At 72.6% G+C, this 24022-nt stretch carries 22 protein-coding genes and 1 pseudogene; 11 read left to right on the top strand and 12 right to left on the bottom strand.

All coding sequences use genetic code 11. The features are described 5' to 3' along the window. Positions 1-38 precede the first annotated feature (38 nt). The 3 genes from ACIOJE_RS22640 to ACIOJE_RS22650 are packed head-to-tail and all read left to right on the top strand — an operon-like array spanning position 39 to position 3744. Entirely contained in the window at positions 39-1907 is a 1869-nt protein-coding gene (locus ACIOJE_RS22640) for a substrate-binding domain-containing protein (RefSeq protein ID WP_280673985.1), read from the top strand. Beyond that, positions 1904-2815, top strand: a complete 912-nt coding sequence (locus ACIOJE_RS22645) for a sortase (protein WP_400778263.1) — start codon at positions 1904-1906, stop codon at positions 2813-2815. Before ACIOJE_RS22640 ends, ACIOJE_RS22645 begins: the two co-directional genes overlap by 4 nt. A gap of 38 nt (positions 2816-2853) precedes the next feature. Then, entirely contained in the window at positions 2854-3744 is an 891-nt protein-coding gene (locus ACIOJE_RS22650; RefSeq protein WP_280673987.1) for a phosphate ABC transporter ATP-binding protein, read from the top strand. 28 nt (positions 3745-3772) lie between these two features. Here the strand turns inward: ACIOJE_RS22650 and ACIOJE_RS22655 are convergent, their stop codons facing one another. Then, entirely contained in the window at positions 3773-4639 is an 867-nt protein-coding gene (locus tag ACIOJE_RS22655) for an HAD family hydrolase (RefSeq protein ID WP_400778465.1), read from the bottom strand. Between the two features lie 167 nt (positions 4640-4806). On the opposite strand from ACIOJE_RS22655, the gene ACIOJE_RS22660 reads away from it, so the two are divergent. After that, positions 4807-5010: a hypothetical protein gene (locus ACIOJE_RS22660; protein WP_280673989.1), complete on the top strand. Its 204-nt coding sequence runs from the start codon at positions 4807-4809 to the stop codon at positions 5008-5010. Between the two features lie 31 nt (positions 5011-5041). Here ACIOJE_RS22660 and ACIOJE_RS22665 read toward each other — a convergent pair whose 3' ends face one another. From ACIOJE_RS22665 to ACIOJE_RS22675, 3 genes are all read right to left on the bottom strand, one after another. Continuing rightward, positions 5042-5929: an LLM class flavin-dependent oxidoreductase gene (locus tag ACIOJE_RS22665; protein WP_400778267.1), complete on the bottom strand. Its 888-nt coding sequence runs from the start codon at positions 5927-5929 to the stop codon at positions 5042-5044. 64 nt (positions 5930-5993) lie between these two features. Further along, positions 5994-6461: a hypothetical protein gene (locus ACIOJE_RS22670; protein WP_280673991.1), complete on the bottom strand. Its 468-nt coding sequence runs from the start codon at positions 6459-6461 to the stop codon at positions 5994-5996. Beyond that, positions 6458-7054 (bottom strand): nucleotidyltransferase domain-containing protein, encoded by a 597-nt coding sequence (locus ACIOJE_RS22675; protein ID WP_280673992.1) that lies wholly within the window; start codon positions 7052-7054, stop codon positions 6458-6460. Before ACIOJE_RS22675 ends, ACIOJE_RS22670 begins: the two co-directional genes overlap by 4 nt. Positions 7055-7376: 322 nt before the next feature. On the opposite strand from ACIOJE_RS22675, the gene ACIOJE_RS22680 reads away from it, so the two are divergent. Beyond that, positions 7377-8750: a hypothetical protein gene (locus tag ACIOJE_RS22680; RefSeq protein WP_280673993.1), complete on the top strand. Its 1374-nt coding sequence runs from the start codon at positions 7377-7379 to the stop codon at positions 8748-8750. A gap of 88 nt (positions 8751-8838) precedes the next feature. On the opposite strand, the pseudogene ACIOJE_RS22685 reads toward ACIOJE_RS22680, so the two are convergent. Then, positions 8839-9099 (bottom strand): annotated as a pseudogene (locus tag ACIOJE_RS22685) (LLM class flavin-dependent oxidoreductase); the annotation flags it as partial. 59 nt (positions 9100-9158) lie between these two features. Between ACIOJE_RS22685 and ACIOJE_RS22690 the strand changes: the two are divergent. The 6 genes from ACIOJE_RS22690 to ACIOJE_RS22715 all read left to right on the top strand — a co-directional run bounded on the left by ACIOJE_RS22690 (position 9159) and on the right by ACIOJE_RS22715 (position 14554). Continuing rightward, a complete protein-coding gene (locus ACIOJE_RS22690) occupies positions 9159-9473 on the top strand; it encodes a hypothetical protein (protein ID WP_400778272.1) in 315 nt (104 codons plus the stop codon). Between the two features lie 32 nt (positions 9474-9505). Continuing rightward, a complete protein-coding gene (locus ACIOJE_RS22695) occupies positions 9506-10750 on the top strand; it encodes a hypothetical protein (protein ID WP_400778274.1) in 1245 nt (414 codons plus the stop codon). Between the two features lie 236 nt (positions 10751-10986). Next, positions 10987-11949, top strand: a complete 963-nt coding sequence (locus ACIOJE_RS22700) for an ABC transporter ATP-binding protein (RefSeq protein ID WP_280673996.1) — start codon at positions 10987-10989, stop codon at positions 11947-11949. Further along, on the top strand, positions 11933-12835 hold the full coding sequence (locus tag ACIOJE_RS22705) for an ABC transporter permease (protein WP_280673997.1): 903 nt from the start codon (positions 11933-11935) through the stop codon (positions 12833-12835). The genes ACIOJE_RS22700 and ACIOJE_RS22705 overlap by 17 nt, the downstream gene beginning before the upstream one ends. Before the next feature lie 26 nt (positions 12836-12861). Then, a complete protein-coding gene (locus ACIOJE_RS22710) occupies positions 12862-13779 on the top strand; it encodes an ABC transporter ATP-binding protein (RefSeq protein ID WP_400778278.1) in 918 nt (305 codons plus the stop codon). 58 nt (positions 13780-13837) lie between these two features. Next, positions 13838-14554, top strand: a complete 717-nt coding sequence (locus ACIOJE_RS22715) for an ABC transporter permease (protein ID WP_400778280.1) — start codon at positions 13838-13840, stop codon at positions 14552-14554. 65 nt (positions 14555-14619) lie between these two features. Here the strand turns inward: ACIOJE_RS22715 and ACIOJE_RS22720 are convergent, their stop codons facing one another. The 7 genes from ACIOJE_RS22720 to ACIOJE_RS22750 all read right to left on the bottom strand — a co-directional run bounded on the left by ACIOJE_RS22720 (position 14620) and on the right by ACIOJE_RS22750 (position 24017). Then, complete coding sequence (locus tag ACIOJE_RS22720; RefSeq protein ID WP_400778283.1) at positions 14620-15882, bottom strand: CynX/NimT family MFS transporter; 1263 nt, start codon at positions 15880-15882, stop codon at positions 14620-14622. A gap of 65 nt (positions 15883-15947) precedes the next feature. Further along, the gene (locus tag ACIOJE_RS22725; protein ID WP_280674001.1) at positions 15948-16679 is read right to left on the bottom strand and encodes a FadR/GntR family transcriptional regulator; all 732 of its coding nucleotides are present in this window, start codon (positions 16677-16679) and stop codon (positions 15948-15950) included. Between the two features lie 156 nt (positions 16680-16835). Beyond that, positions 16836-17681 carry an HAD family hydrolase gene (locus ACIOJE_RS22730; protein WP_280674002.1) on the bottom strand — a complete coding sequence of 282 codons (846 nt, stop codon included), beginning with the start codon at positions 17679-17681 and terminating at the stop codon, positions 16836-16838. A 47-nt stretch (positions 17682-17728) separates the two neighbouring features. Beyond that, the gene (serS, locus tag ACIOJE_RS22735; RefSeq protein WP_280674003.1) at positions 17729-19003 is read right to left on the bottom strand and encodes a serine--tRNA ligase; all 1275 of its coding nucleotides are present in this window, start codon (positions 19001-19003) and stop codon (positions 17729-17731) included. A gap of 585 nt (positions 19004-19588) precedes the next feature. Beyond that, on the bottom strand, positions 19589-20524 hold the full coding sequence (gene pheA / locus ACIOJE_RS22740; protein WP_280674004.1) for a prephenate dehydratase: 936 nt from the start codon (positions 20522-20524) through the stop codon (positions 19589-19591). A 218-nt stretch (positions 20525-20742) separates the two neighbouring features. Then, positions 20743-22002: an iron uptake transporter deferrochelatase/peroxidase subunit gene (gene efeB / locus ACIOJE_RS22745; protein WP_280674005.1), complete on the bottom strand. Its 1260-nt coding sequence runs from the start codon at positions 22000-22002 to the stop codon at positions 20743-20745. Positions 22003-22007: 5 nt separating this feature from the next. After that, positions 22008-24017, bottom strand: a complete 2010-nt coding sequence (locus tag ACIOJE_RS22750; RefSeq protein ID WP_400778289.1) for a FixH family protein — start codon at positions 24015-24017, stop codon at positions 22008-22010. Positions 24018-24022: the final 5 nt, after the last annotated feature.

The following is a 24022-nucleotide window of genomic DNA, read 5'->3' on the forward strand; positions in this document are numbered from 1 at the left end:
TGACCCACCCAACCACCCTCCGTCCCAGAGGAGTCCCCATGTCGTGGGAGGCTGCCGGCCGCCCCGTGGCCCGCGCGCTCGCCCTGCTGATGTCCCTGTTCCTGCTCGCGGCCGCGCCGATGCTGGGGCCGGGCTCCCGGGCCTTCGCGGCGAGCGTCGCGCTGAGCGCGGACGGCTCCAGCTGGGCCGGTCCGGCCATCGACCAGTGGCGCCAGGACGTCGGGCCGCAGGGCATCCAGATCAGCTTCAACCCGGTCGGCTCGGCGGCCGGCCGCAACTCCTGGACCCTCGGGCAGAACGACTTCACCGCCTCCGACGTGCCGTTCCGCACCACGCCCGACGCCGGCGTGAACGACGCGGGCCGCCGCAACGGCCAGGGCAGCGCGGAGCAGCCGACCTACGGCTTCTCGTACGTACCGATCACCGCCGGCGGCACCACCTTCATGTACAACCTGGTGGTCGGCGGCAAGCAGGTCCGCGACCTGCGGCTCTCGCCGCAGACCGTCGTCGACATCTTCACCAACAAGATCACCAACTGGAACGACCCGAAGATCACCGCCGACTACGGCAAGACGCTGCCCAACCTGCCGATCACCCCGGTGGTCCGCTCGGACGGCTCCGGCGCCACCGCGCAGTTCACCCGCTGGATGGAGCACACCCACAAGGACCAGTGGGACGCGTACTGCTCCTCCGTCAACGGCGTCTCCTGCGGTGACTACACCGAGTTCTTCCCGCCGTCCGGCCGGATGGTCGCCCAGAACGGCTCGGACGTCGTCGCCGGCTACATCAAGGCCTCCTCCGGCCTCGGCACCATCGGCTACGACGAGTACGCCTTCGCCAAGCGCAGCAACTGGCCGGTCGTGAAGGTGCTCAACCAGGCCGGCTACTACGCGCTGCCGACCGCCTCCAACGTCGCCGTGGCGCTCACCGCGGCCAGGATCCGCGGCGTGGACGACAACACCCCGGTGAGCGACCCGAACTACCTGCAGCAGAACCTCGACGCCGTCTACACCATGGACGACCCGCGCTCCTACCCGATCTCCAGCTACAGCTACGTGATCGTGCCGCGCTCAGGGGCCGCGCTGCCCCCGCCGCCCCGCTTCAACAACGACAAGGGCAGTGCCCTCAGCCGCTTCCTCGCCTACGTGCTGTGCGAGGGCCAGGGCGAGGCGGACGGCCTCGGCTACTCGCCGATCCCGCGCGGCCTGGTCAAGGGCGGCCTGCTGCAGACCAGGAGCATCCCCGGCAACGCCAGCCCGGTCGACCCGGACACCCTGTCCAACTGCGCCAACCCGACCTTCAACTCCGCCGGTGAGCTGACCGTCCTCAAGAACGCGCCGATGCCGAGCCCGTGCGACAAGCAGGGCGCTCCGCTGGACTGCACCGTGCAGGACGGCCAGGCGGTCAAGACCGGTGCGGGCGCCGGCGGTTCCAGCAGCGGCGGCAGTGGCGGCGGCGCGGCCGCCGGTACCGGTGGCACCGGCGGTACGGGTGGCCCGGGCGGCGGCAGCGGCGGCACGGGCCGGACCGGCAGCGGTACGAGCGGTGGTGCGGCCGGCGGCGCCGGCGGTACGGGCGGTGCGGGCGGCGCCGGCACCGGCGGTGCCGGGGACGCCGCCGCGGCGGCCGGTGGTGCGGCCGCCGCGGACCCGAACGCGGCCGACGCCGCGGCGGGCGACCCGGGTGCCGAGGACGTGGTCGACCCGCAGACCGGCCAGGTGGTCGCCCGCGGCCGGGGCAGCGGTTCCACCGAGGTCGCGGCGAACGTGGTCGAGGTGTCGGGCAAGCCCGAGGACTGGACGCTGAGCACGCTCACCGCCCTCGAACTGCTCGCCGTGGTGCTCGTTCCGCCGCTGCTCGGCCGTCGGCTGCTGCGTCGGCGCAAGTCCTCGGACGGCGCCTCGTGACCGCCCCGGTGCTGGAGAAGCCGACCGCCCCCGGGCGGCCGGCCGAGCCCCCGGCCCCCCGGGCCGAGACCCCCGCGGCCGGGCCCGCCGTCACCCCCGCGCGGCGCCGCTTCCTCCAGGGCGCCTGGGCGGTCAGCCTGCTGGCCGCGCTCGTGCTGGGCTTCGTCGGCTACCTGTTCACGCTCTCGCACGTCCAGGAGCGGCACTTCCAGTCCGCCGCGTTCAAGACCTTCCGGGACCAGCTCGCCCGGGCCGTCGCCCCGACCGGCGCCGCCGCCGACGGCGACCCGGTGGCCCTGATCGACATCCCGGCGATCGGTCTGCACCAGGCCGTCGTGGTCGAGGGCACCACCGGCCGGGACCTCATGCGCGGGCCCGGCCACCGCCGGGACACCGCACTGCCCGGCCAGGGCGGCGTCGCGGTGGTGTTCGGCCGCGGCGCCACCTTCGGCGCGCCGTTCGCCGAGCTGCCCAAGCTCCGGGTCGGCGACAAGATCGAGGCCACCACCGGGCAGGGCACGTTCACCTACACCGTCAACGTGTACGGCGACGGCGACCACCCGATCACCGACCCGGCCCGCGACCGGCTCGTCCTGGTCACCGGGGACTCCGACTGGATCCCCGGCTCCACCGTGATGGTCGGCGCCCGGCTGGAGGGCGACCCCGAGCAGAACCCCGGCGGCCGGCCCCGGACCGTCCCGTACGACAAGGCGCTGGCCGCCGACAAGGGCGCGCTGGCCACGCTGCAGCTGTGGTCGCTCGGCCTGCTGGGCGCGGTGCTCGGCGCGCTCCTGCTGGCCCGGTACTGGCGGACGTCGGCGGCCTACCTGAGCCTCGCGCCGGTGGTCGGCGCGCTGCTCTGGGCGGTCTACGAGAACGCCGCCGCCCTGCTGCCCAACCTCTACTGAAGCGCGCCCGGAGGACCGTACCGATGACGGATGCACCGATGACCGACACACCCATGACCGGCGTGGCGACGGCCGACGCCCTGGCGATCGACCCGGCCGCCGACACCCTCACCCTCCCGCCGCTGCCGCCCGGCGCGCACCCCGGCGGCGGGCCGCTGGCCGGGCTGGAGACCAGGGACGTCTCCGCCTGGTTCGGCACCCACAAGGTGCTGGAGCGGGTCTCGCTGGCGATGCCGGCCGGCGAGGTCACTGCGTTGATCGGCCCGTCCGGCTGCGGCAAGTCCACCTACCTGCGGATCCTCAACCGGATGCACGAGATGGTGCGCGGCGCCGCGCTCGCCGGCGAGGTGCTGCTGGAGGGCGACGACGTCTACCGGCCCGGGCGGCGTCCCGCCGAGGTGCGGCGCCGGATCGGCATGGTGTTCCAGCGGCCCAACCCGTTCCCCGCGATGTCCATCCAGGACAACGTCGCCAGCGGGCTCAAGCTGGCCGGGATCAAGGTCTCCAAGGACGAGCGCCAGGACCTGGTGGAGACCAGCCTGCGCCGGGCCGGGCTCTGGGACGAGGTCCACACCCGGCTGCACACCCCGGGCGGCGCGCTCTCCGGCGGGCAGCAGCAACGCCTGTGCATCGCACGGTCGTTGGCGGTCTCGCCGGACATCCTGCTGATGGACGAGCCGTGCTCCGCGCTCGACCCGACCTCCACCCGGCGGGTCGAGGAGACCATCGCCGAACTGCGCGGGCGGCTCACCATCGTGATCGTCACCCACAACATGCAGCAGGCCCAGCGCGTCTCGCAGACCTGCGCCTTCTTCCTGGCCACCCACGACACCCCGGGCCGGATCGTGGAGGCCGGGCCGACCGCGCAGATCTTCGGCAGCCCGCGCGACCAGCGGACCTCCGACTACGTGAACGGCCGCTTCGGCTAGGCCTGTTCGGGCCTCCTCGGCTGGGCTTTCAGGCCTGCTCGGGCGCCTGCCGGGGGAGCCGCAGCAGCTCCTCCAGCACCGCCGCGACGCCGTCCTGCTCGTTGCTCACGGTGTGCAGCGGCACCGCCGCCAGCACCTGCGGGTGCGCGTTGGCGACGGCGTACGCGGTGCCGGCCCAGTCCAGCATCTCCAGGTCGTTCGGCATGTCGCCGAAGGCCACCACCTCGCTCCGGTCGATCCCGTGCCCGGCGCACCAGTGGGCCAGCGTGCTGGCCTTGGTGACGCCGGGCGCGCTGATCTCCAGCAGCGGGATCGGCGCCGAGCGGGTGATCTCGGCCAGGTGCCCGGCCGCCTCCCGGGCCTCGCCCAGCAGCTTGTCCGGGTCGAGGTCCGGGTGCTTGGCCAGCAGCTTGAACAGGCCCCGTACCGGTCCGCCCGTCCCCAGCAGCTCCTCCGCCGGGCCGACCGGGTGGTCCTCCTCCTCGCCCCACATCGGCACCTCGTACCCGGGCTCGCGGGCGAACCCGGCCGGGTACTCGAAGGCGAACGCGGTGCCGGGCAGCTTGGCGCGCAGCACCTCGATCACCGCCAGCGCGGTCTCCGCCGGCAGCGGGAACGACTCCAGCAGCTCACCGCGCCGCACGTCCACCACCGCGCCGCCGTTCGAGCAGATCGCCACCCCGTGGCCGCCGGTGTGCGCGCTCACCTGCTGCATCCAGCGCGGCGGACGCCCGGTGACGAACACCACCTGGACCCCGGCCGCCTCCGCGGCCGCCAGGGCCGCGGCGGTGCGTTCGCTGACGGTGCCGCCGGCGCACAGCAGGGTGCCGTCCAGGTCGGTGGCGATGAGGCGGGGGGCGGTACGGGCTTCGGTCACCGGTCCATCTTCGCCCATCGGTGCCGCGCCGGTCACCGGCGAGACAGGACCGCCCCGCCGACCCGTCGGGCGCCCGGCTTTCGGCCCCGGAGGCGCCGTTTCCGGCCGATTCGCCCGCTGCCCGGGGTGTCTCCCGGGGGTGGCGGGCAGGACTGTGCACGGTCACCCCGTCGGCAGGAAGAGCCATGCCCACTCGCCAGCTCCGAGACGAGCCTCCCCCGACCGTCCCGCCCGCCGCCCCCTCCCCGGACGCCTCCTCGGACGTCTCCCCGGCCGCCTCTCGCGAGCCGGTTCTGCTCGGCGACGTCCTCTTCCACACCCTCGCCGAGATCGCCCGCCGCGCCCCCGCCCCCAGCCTCCCGGCCCAGCGCACCCGCCCGCACCCGTGAGGGCCCGGCCCGGCTTCCGGCGGCCGAACCCCTAGCCCAGCTGCGCGAGGCCCTCGGTGGCGATCTTCTCGAAGACGGCGAGGTCGTTCGCGAAGATCGAGTCCGGGACCGGCCAGTGGATCACCAGCTCGGTGATGCCCAGCTCCCGGTACGTCCCGGCCCAGTCGACGAAGGCGTCCAGCGACTCCAGGGGCCTTTCCGCCGTCGAGCCCTGCAGCAGCACCTTCTCCAGCGTCGCCACGTCGCGGCCCTTCGCTTCGCAGGCCGCAGTGAGCTTCCCGATCTGCTGCGCGATGACGCCGGGCGCCTGCTCGACCGGCACGTCCGCCGGGCCCTTCGGGTCCCCGTACGTCACCCAGCCCTGCCCGTACTCGGCCGCCAGCCGCAGCCCGCGCGGCCCGGTCGCGGCGACGTAGAACGGCACCCGGGGCGTCTGCACGCAGCCGGGGATGTTCCGCGCCTCGACCGCCGAGTAGTAGGCGCCCTCGTGGGTGGTGGTGTCATTGCGCAGCAGCTCGTCCAGCAGCGGCAGGAACTCGCCGAACCGGTCCGCCCGCTCCTTCGGCGACCACGCCTCCTGCCCCAGCGCCGTCGCGTCGAAGCCCGTCCCGCCGGCCCCGATCCCCAGCGTGACCCGCCCGCCGGACACGTCGTCCAGCGTGATCAGGTCCTTCGCCAGCGTCACCGGGTGCCGGAAGTTCGGCGAGGTCACGAGGGTGCCCAAGCGCATACTCTGCGTAGCAGTCGCTGCGGCGGTCAGGGTAGGGATCGCCCCGAACCACGCCTCGTCCCGAAACGACCGCCATGACAGGTGGTCATACGTGTACGCGGCATGGAACCCGAGCTCCTCGGCCCGCCGCCAGATCTTCTGTCCCTCGTTCCACCGGTGGATGGGGAGGATCACTGTGCTCAGACGCATGTCTCCGACCCTACGGGAGCAATCGGCGCGACCCCTGATCGCCGGGGCAGGTTCTCCCCGAGGCTCAGTAACGGCTCATGTGCGGCATCGCCTTCTCGGCAAGATCGATGATCGCCTGCGCCTTCGGCAGATCGCCGCTCACCTCTTCGGGGGTGATGGCCGGGGCTTCGGCAGACCGGTATTCGCTCTCGTTGCGGCGGATTCGCATGCGGCTGAACGGTCGCAAGACTCCACCCAGCGGCGGGTCGAGCTGCGCCTTTACTGTCTCGTACACGGCGACATGGCCACCCCTACTCGTGGCACGGAGACCCTGGTTCATCAAGACCGCCGCAAGCGCCTTGCGTGCGGCGTCGTACGCAAGGCTGTACGCACCGACCGGGTCGACGTCGAGGAGCAGTTTCGCGGAGGCCAGGTGCTGCCGCGCCTGTGCCAACTCCGCCTGCGCGTGCTCCGCAGACGCCGGCACCTTCTCGACCTCACGTCGTTGGATCAGGTCGTCAACGGTCGCACGGCCCTGCTCCCAGCGGTTCACGCGCCATTCTCCTTGTGCAGTGGTAGGCGGACCAACGGTCGCTCGCGGACCGAGGTGAGGAACGGTTCGTCGCTCTCCGAGGCCCATGCCTGCGAGGAGATGCGGTGGACGTTGACCTCTCGGTGCAGCTCCCGCGAGGCCTGCTCGGCGAGGTCGAAGAGCTCGTCCGGGTCAGGCTGCCCGACGACCAGGACATCGACATCTCCCGGGATCGGACCGGGCTCCCCCTCGTAACGGGCCGCCCACGAGCCGTAGATGTATGCCTCCTCGACTCCGTCGAGAGTCGAGAGGGCCAACGTGAGTCGAGAAACCGGCCCGTATGTCACGAGCAGCAGGTCACACAGCGGTCGATACAGCAGGGTGTCCGTTCGGGCACTGATGATCCGGGTGCGGCCGAGCCGCTTCCCTGTGAGGATCTCAGCGCCGATCAGCCTGTCCACTTCTCTGAGCACTGCCGTGTGTGAGACGTCCAGCGCCTTGGCCAGTTCGATGAGCGTCCAACTGCGCTCCGGGCTCAGCAGAGTGAGCGCCAACAGGTCCCCCTGCAGCTGAGACCGGAACAGGGGGAGCAGCGAGGGGGCAGAAGACTTCATTACGCGCAGAATATCATGCGCGTAATGCATATAGCACCTCATGGTCAGATAGCGATCACGCTACGTAACGTCGCGGGGCTGGCACGCTCGCGCAGCGACCGGTCCCCCGCCCGGCTCCTCACGGGTCGCCGGCGAGATACGTCCTCCCGCACCTGCGCGAGTAACTGCTGCGGTCCCCAGTCTTCGCCCGAGGCTGCGGAACAGCCTCCGCACCGATCAACCCGATCGAGCGTAGTACTCCCGATCCGCCGCCACCGTCCAGGGCGATGGCGATAGCCTGCCCCCGCAGTACACCGTCGTCTGTTCTCCGCGAAGGTCCGCCATGTCACCCGTGTCCCGCAACCGCAGGTCGAACACCAAGAGGCAGCAGGGCAACAAGAAGCGTTCGGGCAACCCGGCGTCACCGAAGAACATCCCCACCCCGCGCGAGCGGCTGGACCTGTCGGGCCTCCACGCCGGCAGCCCCTTCGGGGATCCGTCCGGCCTGTCGTTCCTGCAGCGGCTCGCGGGCTCGGGGTCCGCACGACTCGACTGGTTCGGACCGTCCATCGAAGGGCTCCTCGACGAGGCCGAGGTGTTGCTCGACGCCCAGGGCCCACGTCAGCTGGAGGACATGACAGCTCGCCTGCTGGGAGCACAGATCCACAAGGCCGTTCAGGACGAGCACTCCCTCTTCATCGGCGACTGGGTCGAGGAACTGATCGGCGTGGCGGAGCGGCGGGCCCGGGAATGGCCGGTCGCCGGGGCGCCCGGCAGCCGGGCCGCCCACCTGCTCCTGCACGGCCTGACTTCGGTCGGCTCACCCGCGGTCGCGTACATGGCGGATGCCGCACTATCCCGGCTGCACCCGGACGGGCACGGCACGGGCGCCGGGGGCGAGAACTGGCCGGACTGGCTCGGCTCGGCAGCGAAGCCGCTGATGACCGGTGACGTGTGGACGATGCGCGACGTGTACGGCTCACGGCTAGGCGTCATCGCGGCCACCAGCTATCCGGACGGCGCCGACCCGGCTGTCTACCTCTTCGACATCGACGCCTGCGGCTTCGTCGTGCTCGCCGGAGGCGGCACCTTCGACGACGTGCAGCAGGCTGCCGCAGCCTGGCGCACCGCAGTCGGCGCGGCAGCCGCCGACTGCGTCCCGCAACCACTCGACAAGGCCCGCACGGAGGCGCTGCGCTGCCTCATCGAGGTGGACCTGAGTGAGATCACCATCCGCGGAACTGAGTCGCGGGCGGTGTGGGACGAGTGGTTCCGTGCCCTGCGGCGCATCCACGACCTGTCCAACGCCCTGCAGCGGCACGGCAGCTCACTGCCGACGCCCCTCAACCTCTACCAGGACATCGACGTCACACCGACGGTGGATGCGTTCTCCGCCTGGCTGCGGCAGGAGCACGGCGAGGACCCCGATCCGGAGCCCGTGGACGCGCTGGTCGGCGAGTGGCTGGAGGGCGCCCTGCCCGACACCGCCGACTCGGTGTCACCGCATCGGATCGAGCACCAACTCGGCCTGATCAACGACTGGATGCCCGACCATCCGGCCACCATCGGGGCCAAGCGGCTGCTGCCGCACTGGGTGCGCTTCCTCGCGCAGCGGGCGAACATCCCCGACACTGCGGCCGCTGCCGCCCTCGAGACGCTGGCCACCGTGTCGGGGGGCGGCCAGCGGGCCGCCGAACACTGCCGCGACGTCCACTGATGCCGCTGCCGACACAGGGCGGGTCGAGCCGATCTGACGCCTTCATCGCGCCGCCTCGGCCCCTACGTCGCGTTCTCGCAGGTCAGGCCGTGATAGGTGAAAAAGGATTGACCGAGGTCACCAGCGTGCCCAGCCGGATCCGCTCGGTCGCCGCGGCCGCCGCGGTCAGCGTCGGCACGGCCCCGAACCACGGCTCGTCGCGGAACGACCGCCAGGACAGGTGGTCGTAGGTGTACGCGGCGTGGAACCCGAGCTCCTCGGCCCGCCGCCAGGTCTTCTGTCCCTCGCTCCACCGGTGGATGGGGAGGATAACGGTACTCAAGCGCATGCAACGACGATACGCGCGCATTTCGGCGCACCTTCGGACCGCCCGCGAGACGTCACGGGCAGGTCGGCTAGCGTGGCGCCATGGGCACGTTGAGTAAACGGGAACTCGCCGCGCTGGTCGACGAGGCGACGGTCGATACCTACGACGAGTACGAGCAGATGACGGCTCTGTTCACCGCCGTCGAGGAGAACCTGGCGGTGCCGTTCAGCACCGTGGTGCTGGGCGTCGAGGTGACCGTGCGCGGCGTCGACCTCTCGCGGGACGGCAGGATCGTCGCCCGGTGCACCCGCGAAGGATTCCGGCAGACGATCGGGCTACTGGACCTTCCACTGCCGGACCCGGCTCCGGACGGAGCGGAGTGGGTCGAGGCATATCGCTACTACTGGGCGCAGTGAGCGCCGGAACCTTCAAGACCGGGAGGGCTTCCATGGCTGTCGTTGTACGGAACGAGGACGAGGCGCCGCTGCGACGCCTGATCGAGCGCAGCTCCGAGCTGAAGGGCGAACTCGTCGCCTTCGCTCAGGGCGCGCGCTTCGACCGGTGGTTGACGCCCCTCCTGCTGGAGGCAGCAGGGCCTCAGCGGCAGTTGGAGGAGGGCGATGCGATCCGGATCACCGACAACTTCATCCTGCGGTACCGCCTGCCGGACGGTTCGACCGTGGTGGACCGGTTCGTCGCCGGACGCCGGGACTTGACCGAAGTCGACCGGGCGATGCTGCTCGGCTGGCGCGACCCAGTCGAGGGCATCTTCGAGATCCAACGCAAGGACGGCGACGCCGTCGTCCTGCTGAACCTGGTCGACGACCTCGAGTACCGCACCTACTCGAACGTCGGGCGGGCGGCCTTCCGCGGAGTGTCCAAGGGAGGATTCCTCCTCGCGTGCCTGGTACCCGTCCACTCGGCCGACGGGGCATGGCTGGTCTCCGGAATGATGTCGCACTACCCGAAGTCCAGCGCCACCGAGATCGCCCAGGCCGCGCTCCAACTGGCCACCAGCCACCCCTCATTGGTCTTCCGCAACCCCGAGAAGATCGAGCAGGGATGGCGCTCGATGCGGGAGGACCGGGCCGCGTTCATCGAGTTCTGCGGCAGCGACGAACTGGTCCTTCCCCCTGCCGAAGCCGAGGACCGGCTCAACGCCTACTACCGGCACAGGCAGGAAGCCGCCGTCGCCGAGCATCCCGACCGAATCCGGGGCAGGCGGCTCCCCGGTCTGGCCTTCCCGGCCTTCGAACTGCCGCCAGAACTCGCGGACTCGGGCTCCGTCGGCGTCATCTACGACGAGGTCGACGGGCTCAACTTCTACGCCGACTACGGAATGCTGCGCGACCTCTTCGCTGACCCGGCCCTCGCGGGCCGCAGGCAGCACCAGGACCTGCTGCGCGTGTACCTGCGTGAGGAGTCGATCGCGCCACTGCCGATCCGCCGGCTGGCCGCCGCCCACCCGGAAACCGTCGATGAAGTGTTCCGGAAGCTGCTGCGCAAGCCCGGATTCACCTGGAGCGAGCACGGCGAGGAACTGCTGCGCCGACGCAAGCCCTGGTACTACGCCCAGGAGCCCCGTCCCGGCGTCTCCGTGATCGGCGAGCGCCTCAGCGAACTCGCCGCCGGCGGCCGCCGGCCGAAACTCTCCAGGGCGCGGCGCGTTCCGCGCCAGCCCGACCACCCGTAGGAGCGAATTCGACGCTCAGGGATGGATACTCGCCCGCATCCACGGCTCCCGGGCAGCCCGCCCGCATGCCGCGGGCGGGTCGGGTCACTTCACGGTGAGCGACTCGGCGCCGTTGGCGCAGCCCGGCTGTTCGCCGACCCCTAGGGGAGAGCCGCGGCGGCGTCATACCGCAGCAGCAGACGGGCTCGTCATTCCAGCTCATGGCCCTTGCCCCGTAAGCCCGTTACGTTGAGTGGGTGTCCACAGCTGTCATCAAGACGGACGGCCTCACCAAGAGGTTCCCCCGGGTCACCGCCCTCGACCAGCTCACCGTCGAGGTGCAGCCCGGGGTGGTCGGGCTGGTCGGGTCCAACGGGGCGGGCAAGTCCACCCTCATCAAGATCCTGCTCGGCCTCGCCCCGGCGACGGCCGGCCGCGGCGAGGTCCTCGGCCTCGACGTCGCCACCAGGGGCCCGGAGATCCGTGAACGGGTCGGCTACATGCCCGAACACGACTGCCTGCCACCGGACGTCTCCGCCACCGAGTTCGTGGTGCACATGGCACGGATGGCGGGGCTGCCCGCCACCGCCGCCCGCGAGCGCACCGCGGACACCCTGCGGCACGTCGGCCTGTACGAGGAGCGGTACCGGCCGATGGGCGGGTACTCGACCGGCATGAAGCAGCGGGTCAAGCTCGCCCAGGCGCTGGTGCACGACCCGAAGCTGGTGCTGCTGGACGAGCCGACCAACGGCCTCGACCCGGCCGGCCGGGACGAGATGCTGGGGCTGATCCGCCGGGTCCACTCCGACTTCGGGATCTCGGTGCTGGTCACCACCCACCTGCTCGGCGAACTGGAGCGCACCTGCGACCACCTGGTCGTCATCGACGGCGGCAAGCTGCTGCGCTCCTCCTCCACCGCCTCCTTCACCGAGGCGACCGCCGTCCTCGCGGTCGAGGTCACCGACCACCCGGAGGACCTCGCGCTCGAACCCGGCGACGCCGTCCGCGAACGGCTGGCCGCCGCCGGGCTGTCCGTCCAGCCGGAGGGCTCGCACCTGCTGCTGGTCCGGCTGGCCGGCGACGACACCTACGACACCATCCGCGACACCGTCGCCGGCCTGGGCCTCGGTCTGGTGCGGCTGGAGCAGCGCCGCCACCGGGTCGCCGAACTCTTCACCGACGAGAGCAGGGGAGGGACGGACGATGTCGCTGCCTCCTGACACCAGGTCCGCCGACACCGGCGTCATCCACGACATCGGCTACCGCGGTTACACCGGCCCCCGGCTCGGCCGCGCCTACGCCACCCGCTCGCTGTTCACCCAGAGCCTGCGCGCCGCGTACGGGCTCGGGCGCTCCGGCAAGTCCAAGGTGCTGCCGATGCTCGTGCTCGGCGTGGTCTCCGTGCCCGCCGTGGTCATGGTGGCGATCGCCCTCGCCACCGGCGCGAAGGCGCTGCCGCTGGACTACCCGCGCTACCTGTCGTCGTTCGCGCCGGTCGTCTCGATCTTCCTGGCCTCGCAGGCGCCGGTCCTGCTCTCCCGGGACCTCCGGTACCACACCGTCCCGCTGTACTTCTCCCGCCCGATCACCCGCGCCGACTACGTCCGGGCGAAGTTCGCCGCCATGGTCTGCGCCCAGTTCCTGCTGATGGCGGCGCCGCTGGTGGTGCTCTACCTCGGCGCGGTGCTCGGCCGGCTGGACTTCGGGCACAACACCGAGCACTTCCTGATCGGCCTGGTCGCCGCCCTGCTGTACGCCCTGGTGCCGTCCTCGGTGGCGCTGGTGATCGCCGCCGCCACCCCGCGCCGCGGCTTCGGGGTGGCCGGGATCATGGGGTACCTGGCGATCAGCACGGTCGTGGTGGCGATCCTGACCCGGATCGGCACCGCCACCGAGTTCACCGTCCCGGACTCCGCCCAGTGGTTCGCGCTGCTGTCGCCGAACGACCTGGTGGAGAGCCTGACCAACCAGCTCTTCGACGTCGACGGCGCGGTCGGCCGGATGCACGCGCCCGGCGGGCTCGGCGCGGTCGTCTTCACCGCCGCCGTCCTCGCGATGGTGTCCGGCTCGTACGGGCTGCTGCTGCGCCGTTACCGCAGCGTCTGATGAACCGAGGAGTTTGAGAGGGCGTCATGGCCACCATCACCATCGACAAGGTCTCCCGCTGGTTCGGGAACGTGGTCGCCGTCAACGACATCAGTATGACGATCGGCCCCGGCATCACCGGCCTGCTCGGGCCGAACGGCGCGGGCAAGTCCACGCTCATCCACATGATGAGCGGCTTCCTCGCACCCTCCAGCGGGGCGGTCACCCTGGACGGCGCGCCGATCTGGCGCAACCAGCAGGTGTACCGGCAGATCGGGCTGGTCCCCGAACGGGAGTCGATGTACGACTACCTGACCGGCTGGGAGTTCGTGCTCGCCAACGCCGAACTGCACGGGCTCGCCCACCCGGGCGCCGCGGCCCGGCGGGCCCTGGACCTGGTGGAGATGGCGTACGCCAAGGACCGCCGCACCGGGACGTACTCCAAGGGCATGAAGCAGCGCGTCAAGATGGCCTCCGCGCTGGTCCACGACCCGTCCGTGCTGCTGCTCGACGAGCCGTTCAACGGCATGGACCCGCGCCAGCGGCTCCAGCTGATGGACCTGCTGCGCCGGTTCGGCGCGGACGGCCGGACGGTGCTGTTCTCCTCCCACATCCTGGAGGAGGTCGAGCAACTGGCCCGGCACATCGAGGTCGTGGTGGCCGGGCGGCACGCCGCCTCGGGCGACTTCCGGAAGATCCGCCGGCTGATGACCGACCGGCCGCACCGCTACCTGGTCCGCTCCAGCGACGACCGCCGGCTGGCCGCCGCGCTGATCGCCGACGGTTCCACGACCGGCGTCGAGGTGGACGGGCGGGAGCGGGCGCTGCGGATCGAGGCGGTGAACTTCCAGGGCTTCACCACCCTGTTGCCCCGGGTCGCCCGGGACGCGGGCATCCGGCTGTACACCGTCTCGCCGGCCGACGAGTCGCTGGAGAGCGTCTTCTCCTACCTGGTCTCCGCGTGAGGCCGGGCGCCCGAGCCACCGAACTCCCGTACCGGACCCAGGAAAGGGCCGACCGACCATGAACCCGACCGTCGCCAGGCTGACCCTGCGCGGCCTGCTGGGCCGCCGCCGCGGCATCCTGCTGCTGGTGGTCCCCGCCCTGCTGCTGCTCGTCTCGGCCCTGGCGAGCGGCGCCGGCGGGGACGAGCACGACCTGACCGTCAAGATCCTCGGCCAGCTCGGCCTCGGCACCCTGGTACCGATCCTCGGCCTGGTCGTCGGCACCGGTGTGATCGCCACCGAGATCGACGACGGCTCGATCGTCTACCTGCTGGCCAAGCCGCTGCCGCGGTGGCAGATCGTCACCACCAAGCTGGCCGTCGCGATCGGCACCACCTGGGTGTTCGCCGCCGTCCCGACGCTGCTCTCCGGCCTGCTGCTGTACGGCACCAGGGACGGCGTCGCCCTCGGCTACACCGTGGCCGTGCTGGTCGCCGGGGCCGCGTACAGCGCGTTGTTCCTGCTGCTCGGCGTGGTCACCCGGCACGCGGTGGTGGCCGGGCTGGCGTACGCGCTGATCTGGGAGTCGCTGATCGGCAACTTCGTGGCGGGCGCCCGGACGCTGAGCGTCCAGCAGTGGGGCCGCTCGGTGGCCGAGGCGGTCGCGGGGGATGTCGCGATCGGCGCCGACGTCTCGTTCGGGGTGGCCGTCCCGCTGCTGCTGGCGGTCACCGTCGCGGCGACGGTGCTGGCCTCGGTGAAGCTGGCCGGGCTGACCCTGGCCGGCGACGAGTAGCCGCCCGGGCGGGGGCCGGCCTGGAGCCGCCCGGTCCGCCCGGTCCGGTCAGCCGGACGACCGGCTCAGCCGAGCGTCCGGTTGCGGCCCGCGCCCCAGCCGGCCGCGCCGACCACGGTGACCAGCACCAGCATCAGCACCAGCGTGGCCGTCCAGCCGCCGGTGAGCTGGTGCAGCGCGCCGGCGCCGACCGGGCCGGCCGCCGCGACCAGATAGCCGACCGCCTGCGACATCCCGCCCAGCTGGGCGGCGCCGGCCGCGCTGCCGGTGCGCAGCACGATGAAGGCCAGGCCCAGGCCCAGCGAACCGCCCTGGGCGACGCCCAGGATGGTCGCCGACACCCAGGCGCCGGAGACCGGCACGACCAGCAGCAGGGCGATGCCGAGGCCGTTCAGCCCGGCCATGGCGATCGCCAGCCCGCGCTGGTGGGTCATCCGGCCGGCCAGCAGCGGCACCAGGAAGGCGCCCGCCACCTGCACCAGGTTGGAGAAGGCGAAGACCAGGGCGGACTCGCCGCGGTCCATGCCGTGGTCGGCCAGGATGGTCGGCATCCAGGCGACCAGGGTGTACACGAGCAGCGACGAGATGCCCATGAAGAGGCTGATCTGCCAGGCCAGCGGTGAGCGCCAGATGCCCTCGATCGGCTTCTCCGCCGGGCGGCCGGCCGGCGCCGCGGCCACCGCGGCGCGCTCCTGCCGGGAGCGCAGCACCTGTGGCAGCCAGGCCACCGCGGCGACCAGGGCGAGCAGCGACCAGGTACCCAGCGAGGCCTGCCAGCCGCCGCCGAGGGCGTGCTCCAGCGGCACCGAGAGGCCGGCCGCGAGGGTCGCGCCGACCAGCATGGTGGTCGAGTAGACGCCGGTCATCGCCGCCGCGCGGTCCGGGAACTCGCGCTTCACCAGGCCCGGCATCGACACGTTCAGCACCGCGATGGCCACGCCGATCACCACGCAGCCCGCGTACAGCGCCACCACCGAGGGCAGCACCCGCAGCAGCACGCCCGCGCCCAGCACCAGGACGGCGCCCAGCACCACCCGCTCGGTGCCGAACCGCCGGGTCAGCCGGGGAGTGAGCGGGGCGCCGACGCCCTGGAACAGCACCGGCACGGTGGTGACCAGCCCGCCCGCGGTGGCGGAGAGGCCGAAGGTCCGCTGGATCTCGACGATCATCGGCGACACCGCCGCCAGGCAGGCCCGCATGTTCAGCGCGACCAGCACGATGCCGGTCAGCAGCAGGGCGGGGTGGGCCAGCCGGGTGCGGACGGGAAGCGGGAGGGAGGAGGCGGTGGTGGCGGTGGCAACCGACTGCCGGGCACGCGTGACGGCCATGGGTGTGCTGTTCTTTCGTGAATGTGCGAGGAGGGAGCGGACGGCGGAAGGGGGCTCGCGCCGTCCTACTTCCGGGCCGCGATGGCCGCGAGGAGCTGCTCGACGGCCGCGGTCGGGCCGGCGAGCAGCGCACGACACGCGGCCTCGGCGCGGTCCGGGTCGCCGCTCTCGATCGCGTCGACCAGCGCCGCGTGGGTGGCCACGACCACCTCGGGCATGTCGTGGTCGCCGAAGGCCGTGGTCATCGACTCGCGCACCGAGGCGCCGAAGTAGCGGTACACCTCGGTGAGCGCCGGGTTGTGCGCGGCCTCGACGACGGCGGTGTGGAACTCCAGGTCGTGCTCGACGGTGGCCTCGCGGCCGGTCCGCTCGGGGTGCGAGGCGATCACCTCGGCCTCGCGGGCCAGCGCGGCCCGCATCCGGTCGACGTCCGCGGGGGTGTGCCGCAGCGCGGCCAGCCGGGCGGCCTCGGTCTCCAGCGCGGCCCGGACCTCCAGGACGTCCCGGATGCCCGAGCGCTGGACGCCGCGCAGGACGGCCGCCGGGTCGCTGGTGGATCGGACGAAGGTGCCCTCGCCCTGTCGGGAGACCAGCATGCCGGCGTGCACCAGCACCCGGATCGCCTCCCGGACGGTGTTCCGGCCGACCTGCAGCCGCTCGGCGAGCTCGTGCTCGGTGGGGATCTGCGATCCCACCGGCCAGGCCCCGCCGGCCAGTTGCTCGCGCAGCTGGTCGATCGTGGTGTCCACCAGGGAGCGCCGCCCGGCCGCGTGCAGGCTACTGCCGTCGCTGGTCATGCCGGTACTCCCTCCGCTGCTGGTCACCGCCGGTCATCGGTCATCCTACAACCGCTTGCCCGGTCATCCTACAACCGGGAATGAACGGCCGCCGAACAGACCGGCGGACGGGAGTGGGGCCCGCTCCAGGGGCCGGCAAGATCGGCCGGGCAGGCCCTATGCGGTGCGGTAGAGGCGTTCCAGGACGACGGCGACGCCGTCCTCGTCGTTGGTCGCGGTGACCTCGTCGGCGACCGCGAGCAGCTCCTCGTGCGCGTTGGCCATCGCGACGCCGCGGGCCGCCCAGCCGAACATCGGCACGTCGTTGGGCATGTCGCCGAAGGCGATGGTGTCGGCTCCGCGGACACCCAGCCGGCGGGCGGCCACGGCCAGCCCGGTGGCCTTGGACAGGCCCAGCGGCAGCAGTTCGACCACGCCGGCGCCGGCCATCACGACGCCGACCAGGTCCCCGGCGGCGCGGCGGGCGGCCTCGGCGAGCGCGTCGTCGGTCAGGCCGTGGTGCTGGATGTAGAGCTTGCTGACCGGGGAGTCGAGCAGCTGCTCCCGGTCGACCCGGACGACCGGGAGGTCGGAGCCGATCAGCAGCTCGTACCCGGGGCCGGCCAGCACCTGGCCGTCCAGGCCGTCCTGGTTGGCGGCGATGGCCAGCGGGCCGGTCTCGGCCTCGATCTTGGCGATGGCGAGCGCGGCGAGCCTGCGGTCCAGGGTGAGCGAGGTGAGCAGCTTGTGCGCGCCGGCGTCGTACACCTGGGCGCCCTGGCCGCAGACCGCTATCCCGGTGTAGCCGATCTCGTCGAAGACCGGGCGGGCCCAGACGGCCGAGCGGCCGGTCACGATGATGTGCAGCGCGCCCGCGCCGGTGGCCGCGGCCAGCGCGGCGCGGGTGCGCTCGGAGACGGCCTCCGTGCTGGTCAGCAGGGTGCCGTCGAGGTCGGTGGCGACCAGCCGGTAGGGCAGGCCGCCACCGTCGGGGGAGACGGGGCTGGGGCTGGTGGTGCTCATGGGCCGTGCGTCTCCCGGGAGTTGCGGGTGGTGCGGGTGGTGCGCTGCTACTTGACCGGTTCGAGGACGGTCCGCCCGCCGAGGAACGGCCGCAGTGCCTCGGGCACGACCACCGAGCCGTCGGCCTGCTGGTGGTTCTCCAGGATCGCCACGATGGTGCGCGGGACGGCGACCAGGGTGCCGTTCAGGGTGGCCAGCGGGCGGATCTTGCCCTCCTCGCGCATCCGGATGGCGAGCCGGCGGGCCTGGTACTCGGTGGTGTTGGAGGTCGAGGTGACCTCGCGGTACTTGCCCTGGGTCGGGATCCAGGCCTCGATGTCGAACTTGCGCGCGGCCGAGGAGCCGAGGTCGCCGGAGGCGACGTCGATCACCCGGTAGGGCAGCTCCAGCGCGTTGAGGAAGTCCTTCTCCCACTGGAGCAGGCGGCGGTGCTCGTTCTCGGCGTCCTCGGGCGTGGTGAAGACGAACATCTCCACCTTCTCGAACTGGTGGACGCGGATGATGCCGCGGGTGTCCTTGCCGTAGGTGCCGGCCTCGCGGCGGAAGCAGGACGAGTAGCCGGCGTAGCGCAGCGGCAGCTTCTCGGCGTCGAGGATCTCGTCCATGTGGTACGCGGCGAGCGGGACCTCGCTGGTGCCGACCAGGTACCGGTCGTCCTCGGCGAGGTGGTACACGTTCTCGGCGGCCTGGCCGAGGAAGCCGGTGCCGTCCATGGCGGCGGGCCGGACCAGGGTCGGGGTGATCATCGGGATGAAGCCGGCCGCGGTGGCCCGCGCGATGGCCATGTTGACCAGGGCGAGCTCCAGCAGCGCGCCGACGCCGGTCAGGTAGTAGGAGCGGGCGCCGGCGACCTTGGCGCCGCGCTCGGTGTCGATCGCGCCCAGGATCTGGCCGAGCTCGACGTGGTCGCGCGGCTCGAAGCCCTCGGCGGCGAAGTCGCGCGGGGTGCCGATCTCCTCCAGGGTGACGAAGTCCTCCTCGCCGCCGACCGGGGCGGCCGGGTCGATGAGGTTCGCCAGCGAGCGGAGCAGGCGGTCGGCCTCCTCCTTGGCGGCGGACTGCTCGGCGTCCGCGGCCTTGACCTCGGCGGCCAGCTCCTTGGTGCGCTGCAGCAGGGCGGTCTTCTCCTCGCCCTTGGCCTGGGCGACCTGCTTGCCGAGCGTCCGCTGCTCGTTGCGCAGTTCGTCGAAGCGACTGCCCGAGGACCGGCGCCGTTCGTCGGCGGAGAGGAGGGCGTCGACCAGGTCGACGTCCTCGCCACGGACGCGCTGCGAGGCGCGCACTCGGTCAGGGTCCTCACGAAGCAGGCGAAGGTCAATCACAGGCCCAAGCGTACCGGGCGGAGGCTCGTCCACCGGTACCGGTTTTCCCCTGGGGATAACTGTCCGGATCCTGTGGATAACTTCTGTGGGGAACTCGCCGCCGCCGGGTTATCCACAGGCCCGGGGCGGAACCTGTGGATCAAAGGGGAGGCGAGGCCTCCGATCACCGGAACCAGGAAATCGAGGTTTCAAACCTCATTTGACCTTCTCGGGTGAGGGAATTGAAGCACTCGGACGGGTGATTTGCTGGCACCCGGGTGACTCTGGTCCGATAAATCATCTCTGCGACGCAAACCGGTGATCCGACCGTTCTGCGCAATGGCTATACCGGTTTGTCGACTCATCCCCAGGCCTGTGGATAACTTTCGGCTGTGGACAGTGGCCGCCCCTGTGGACAGCGGGTTCCGGTGTCGGTGCCCCTGTGGATGACCGGTACGGTCACCTCTCCGACCTGATCGGCGCCGTCGAAAACGGTCGGAAAAGGTCAGAAAGACATCACGAAGACATCAGGCGGACGGAAGGCGTCGAGGAGCGGGAGGTGTTCGGGAAGCGTCGGGAGACGTCCGGGAAGCCGACGGGCACGGGTCAGGCGTCCGCGCGCCCGTCGAGGCACCGCGAGAGCCAGTCCGCCGCGGCCGTGAATTCGGCGTCCGAGGTCCCCGGCCGCCGGTGGGTGGACACCTGCCGGTCGGCGCGCGGATAGGAGCCGAGGAAACGCACCTGCGGGCAGATCCGCTTGAGCCCCATCACGGCCTCCGCCACCCGGCGCTCGGACAGGTGCCCCTCGCAGTCGATCAGGAAGCAGTAGTTGCCGATGCCCTCGCCGGTCGGCCGGGACTCGATCCGCATCAGGTTGACCCCGCGCACCGCGAACTCCTGCAGCAGTTCCAGCAGCGCACCCGGGTGGTCGTCCGGCAGCCAGACCACCATCGAGGTCTTGTCCGCGCCGGTCGGCGAGGAGACCCGGCCCGGGCGGCCGACCAGGACGAACCGGGTGGTCGCGGTCTGCGCGTCCGCGATGTCCTTGACCAGCGGGTCCAGCCCGTAGATCGGCGCCGCGAACTCGCCCGCGAACGCCCCGTCGTACCGGCCCTCGGCGACCAGCCGGGCGCCGTCCGCGTTGGAGGCGGCCGACTCCCACAGCGCGTCCGGCAGGTTGGCCGCCAGCCAGCGGCGCACCTGCGCCTGGGCCACCGGGTGGCTGGTCACCGTCTTGATCCCCGCCAGGTCGGTGCCCGGCCGCACCAGTAGCGCGAAGGAGATCGGCAGCAGCACCTCACGGTAGATCATCAGCGGTGCGCCGGCGGCCAGTTCGTCGTTGGTCGCGGTGACGGCGCCCTCGACCGAGTTCTCGATCGGGACGAACGCCCCGGAGGCGTCCCCGCCGCGCACGGCGTCCAGCACCAGCGGCACCGTGGCCAGCGGCACCAGCTCCCGGGTCGCCGCCTCGGGCAGGGTGCGCAGCGCCGCCTCGGTGAAGGTGCCGGCCGGACCGAGGTAGGTGTAGCGGGTGGCCGACATGACGCCTCCGTGGGGAACTGGGTGGAACCGGAGCAGGGGTGGTGCCGAAGAGGTCACCATAACGACTTCGCCGGCCGGCCAGGAAAGCGTTCCAGTGGCCGGGACCGGGGCGTTCGACCGCCCGGACCGAACGGCCCAATCGGGTGGCCCTCGTCGAGCGGCCCGATCGGGTGGCCCAGACCCAGCGCGCCCCCGACCGAGCCGCCCCGATCGGGTGGCTAGTCGAACAGCTGCTGGCCGAGGTAGCCGCCCGCCGGTACGCCCGGCGGCACCGCGTACAGGCCGCTGGCCTCGTGCCGCAGGAAGCGGGAGAGGCCGTCCCCCCGGGACAGCTTGCGCTGCACCGGGGTGAAGCCCTTGCGCGGGTCGGCCTGGAAGGCCAGGAAGAGCAGCCCGGCGTCCGGCGAGCCGTCGGGCAGCAGGCCGTCGTGGTACGAGAACCCGCGCCGCAGCATCGCCGCCCCGCCGTTGGCGGCCGGGGCGGCGACCCGCACGTGCGCGTCGGCGGGGATCGTCAGCGCGCCGTCCGGGCCCTGCGCGGCCAGGTCGACCGGGGTGCGCTCGCCGGCCCCGGCGGGCGCGCCGAGCGGTGCGCCGTCCGACTTGCGCCGCCCGATCACCCGCTCCTGCCGCTCCAGCGGCAGCGCCTCCCAGTTGTCCAGCAGCATCCGGATCCGCCGGAACACCAGGTACGAGCCGCCGGCCAGCCAGGCCGGCTGGTCCGGACCGGCGGTGCAGAACACCTTGGCGGCGAAGCCGTCCTCGCCGGGAGCGGGGTTGTTGGTGCCGTCGATCTGGCCCATCAGGTTGCGGCCGGTCATCGGGCGCGTGGTGGCGCCGGGCGTCCGGGCGAAGCCGGCCGACTGCCAGCGCAGCGCCGCCGTGCCGGCCGCCTGCCGCTGCAGCACCCGCAGCGCGTGCACGGCCACCAGGGCGTCGTCGGCGCCGATCTGGACGAACAGGTCGCCGTCGCCGCGCGCCGGGTCGAGCGCGTCGGCGGGGAAGGCCGGCAGCGGTTCGAGCGCCTGCGGGCGGCGGTCGGCCAGCCCGGCCTTGTCGAACAGGGCGGCGCCGAAGCCGACGGTGAGGGTGAGCGAGCAGGGGCCGGCGTCCAGGGCCACCTGGGTGTCGGCCTCCTCGGCGGACTCCCCGGCGGTCAGCCGCTCGGCCGCTCCGGTCCAGCGCTGGAGCAGCGTGCGCAGCCCGTCCCGGCCGACGCCCTCGGCCAGGTCGAAGGCGGCCAGCTGGACCCGGGCCTGTTGGGGTTCGAGGATGCCGGCCTGGTGCTCGCCGTGGAACGGCACCCGGGCCGCGCCGAGCGTGCCGCCCGGTGCGGTGGCGGACGCCTCGCCGGGGCGGTCCAGGGCGACCGCCCCGGCGACGCCCGCGCCGGCCCCGGCCAACAGCCCGGCGCCGGCGGTGCCGAGCAGGGCCCGCCGGGTGAAGCCGCTGCGGTCGGGCGATTGTGCGTGGTCCATCGCGGTCAGCCGATCTTGAGCTGCTGGGTCGGGGTGGTCTGGTCGATGTCGGAGGAGCGGATCTGCACCGACACCACCCAGGTGCCGGCCAGTGGCAGCTGCGCGGTGCCGTTCCAGCGGCCGGTGCCGTCCGGGGTGAGCGCCACCGGCAGCGGGCCGAGGTCGCGGTCCGGCAGGGTGAAGGCGAGCTGCACCTCGGGGACGTCCACCGGCTGCCCGTCCGCGCCGTCGAGGGCGAGGTGCACCTCGTTGGAGCCGGTCCGGGCCGGGTTGAGGGTGACGGTCGCGGTGCCCTTGGCGTTCGGCGTGCGGCCCTTGGTGTCGTACGGGAGCTTGAGCTCCAGGGTGCGGCCCGGCTCGGTCTGCGGGGCGGGCGCACCCGCGGCCCCGGCCGAGCTCCCGGCGGCGGGCGCGGTGGCGCCGGCCTTGACCTCGCTCGCCACCCGCCCGGGCGGGGAGTTGGTGAGCATCGTGGTGACCACCAGCACCGCCACCGCGACCAGCGCCTCGACCAGCACCGAGCGGCGCAGCCCGGCCCGGGTCGGGGTCAGCCCGCGCTCGCGCCCCGCGCTCTCCCGGGCCGCCTGCTGACGGGCCAGCTGGGCCTGTCGGACCGGGTCCTCGGAGTGCGCCGCGACACCGACCGGCTCCGGCACCTCGGCCCGCTCGACCTCCGCCGCCTCGGCCGGGGCCGAGCGCAGCCGGGCCAGCCAGGAGCGGGAGACCCAGGCGACACCGACCATCACGACCACGCAGCCGGTCTTCACCAGCAGCAGCCGCCCGTACTCGGTGCCGGTCAGCGCGCCCCAGCTCCCGAGGCCGCGCCAGGACTGGTAGACGCCGGTGGCGACCAGCACCGCGACCGAGCCGAAGGCGATCTTCGAGAAGCGGTCGACGACCTGCGCGCCGACGCCCTCGCGCAGTCCGACCAGCAGCGCGGCCAGGCCGCCCAGCCAGAGCGCCATCGCGATCAGGTGCAGCATGCCGAGCGGCAGCGACAGCCAGACCTGGATGCCCACCGAGGCGTGGTCGGCGCCGACCCAGGTCGCCGCCAGGGCGATCGACAGCACCAGCCCGGCGACGCCGAGGCCCAGCCGGGCCTCGCGCTGCGGCCGCTCGGCGGCGCGCTGCTCCAGCTCCCGCAGCTCGGCCTCCTCGGCGGCTTCCGCGGTCTCGGTTCCGGAGTCCCCGTCACCGCCGGTCCTCGCCGCCGGCCGGGCCGGCTGCCCCAACTGGCCGACGAGCAGCGACAGGAACACCCCGCCCGCCGCGAGCAGCAGCAGCCGGGCGGCCAGCGCGGTGCCGATCCGCTCGTCCAGCGTGGCGCGCACCAGCGACAGGTCGAAGGCCTTGCCGATCCCCGAGCCGCGCTCGTACGGGCCGCGCAGCATCAGCACCGCGACGGTGGAGGCCAGCAGCGCCGTCCAGCCGGTCATCAGCAGCCGCTGCATCCGGCGCCGGGCCGCGCCGTCCGGCCAGCAGATCAGGATGAACGCGGCCACGCCGGCGAGCAGCGCGAAGGCCGCGTACGCGACGGTGCGTCCGGTGCCGTAGAGGGCGGCGACCAGGCCGTCGGCCTTGGCGCCCTGCAGCGCGGTGGCGGACACCGAGGTGTCCGAGGGCGCGCCGATGGAGAAGGTGAACGCGCCGCCGATCGGGTGCGAGTCCTCCGAGACGGCCCGCCAGGCCACGGTGTACGTGCCGTTGGCGAGCCCGCTGTTCAGGCCGACCCGGGCGGTGTTCGCCTTGCCGTCGGCGTGCCCCGGGTTGCCGGTGTCCACCGCCTTGCCGGCCGGGTCGAGCACCCGCACCGAGTCGTCGGACAGCGACACGGACTCGCTGAAGGTCAGCGTGACCGCCTGCGGGGCGGCGGCGACCACCGCGTTCTGGTGCGGGTCGGTGGACTCCAGGGTGGCGTGCGCGGCGGCCGGTCCGGCGCCGGCGAGCATCAGCGCGAGCAGCGCGCCGAGCACCCCGAGCAGTCCGGCGATCCGGCGGTGGGAGGCCTTCTCCATGGTGG

Origin of the sequence: Kitasatospora sp. NPDC087861, from assembly GCF_044742585.1 — a bacterium.
Classification (GTDB): domain Bacteria; phylum Actinomycetota; class Actinomycetes; order Streptomycetales; family Streptomycetaceae; genus Kitasatospora.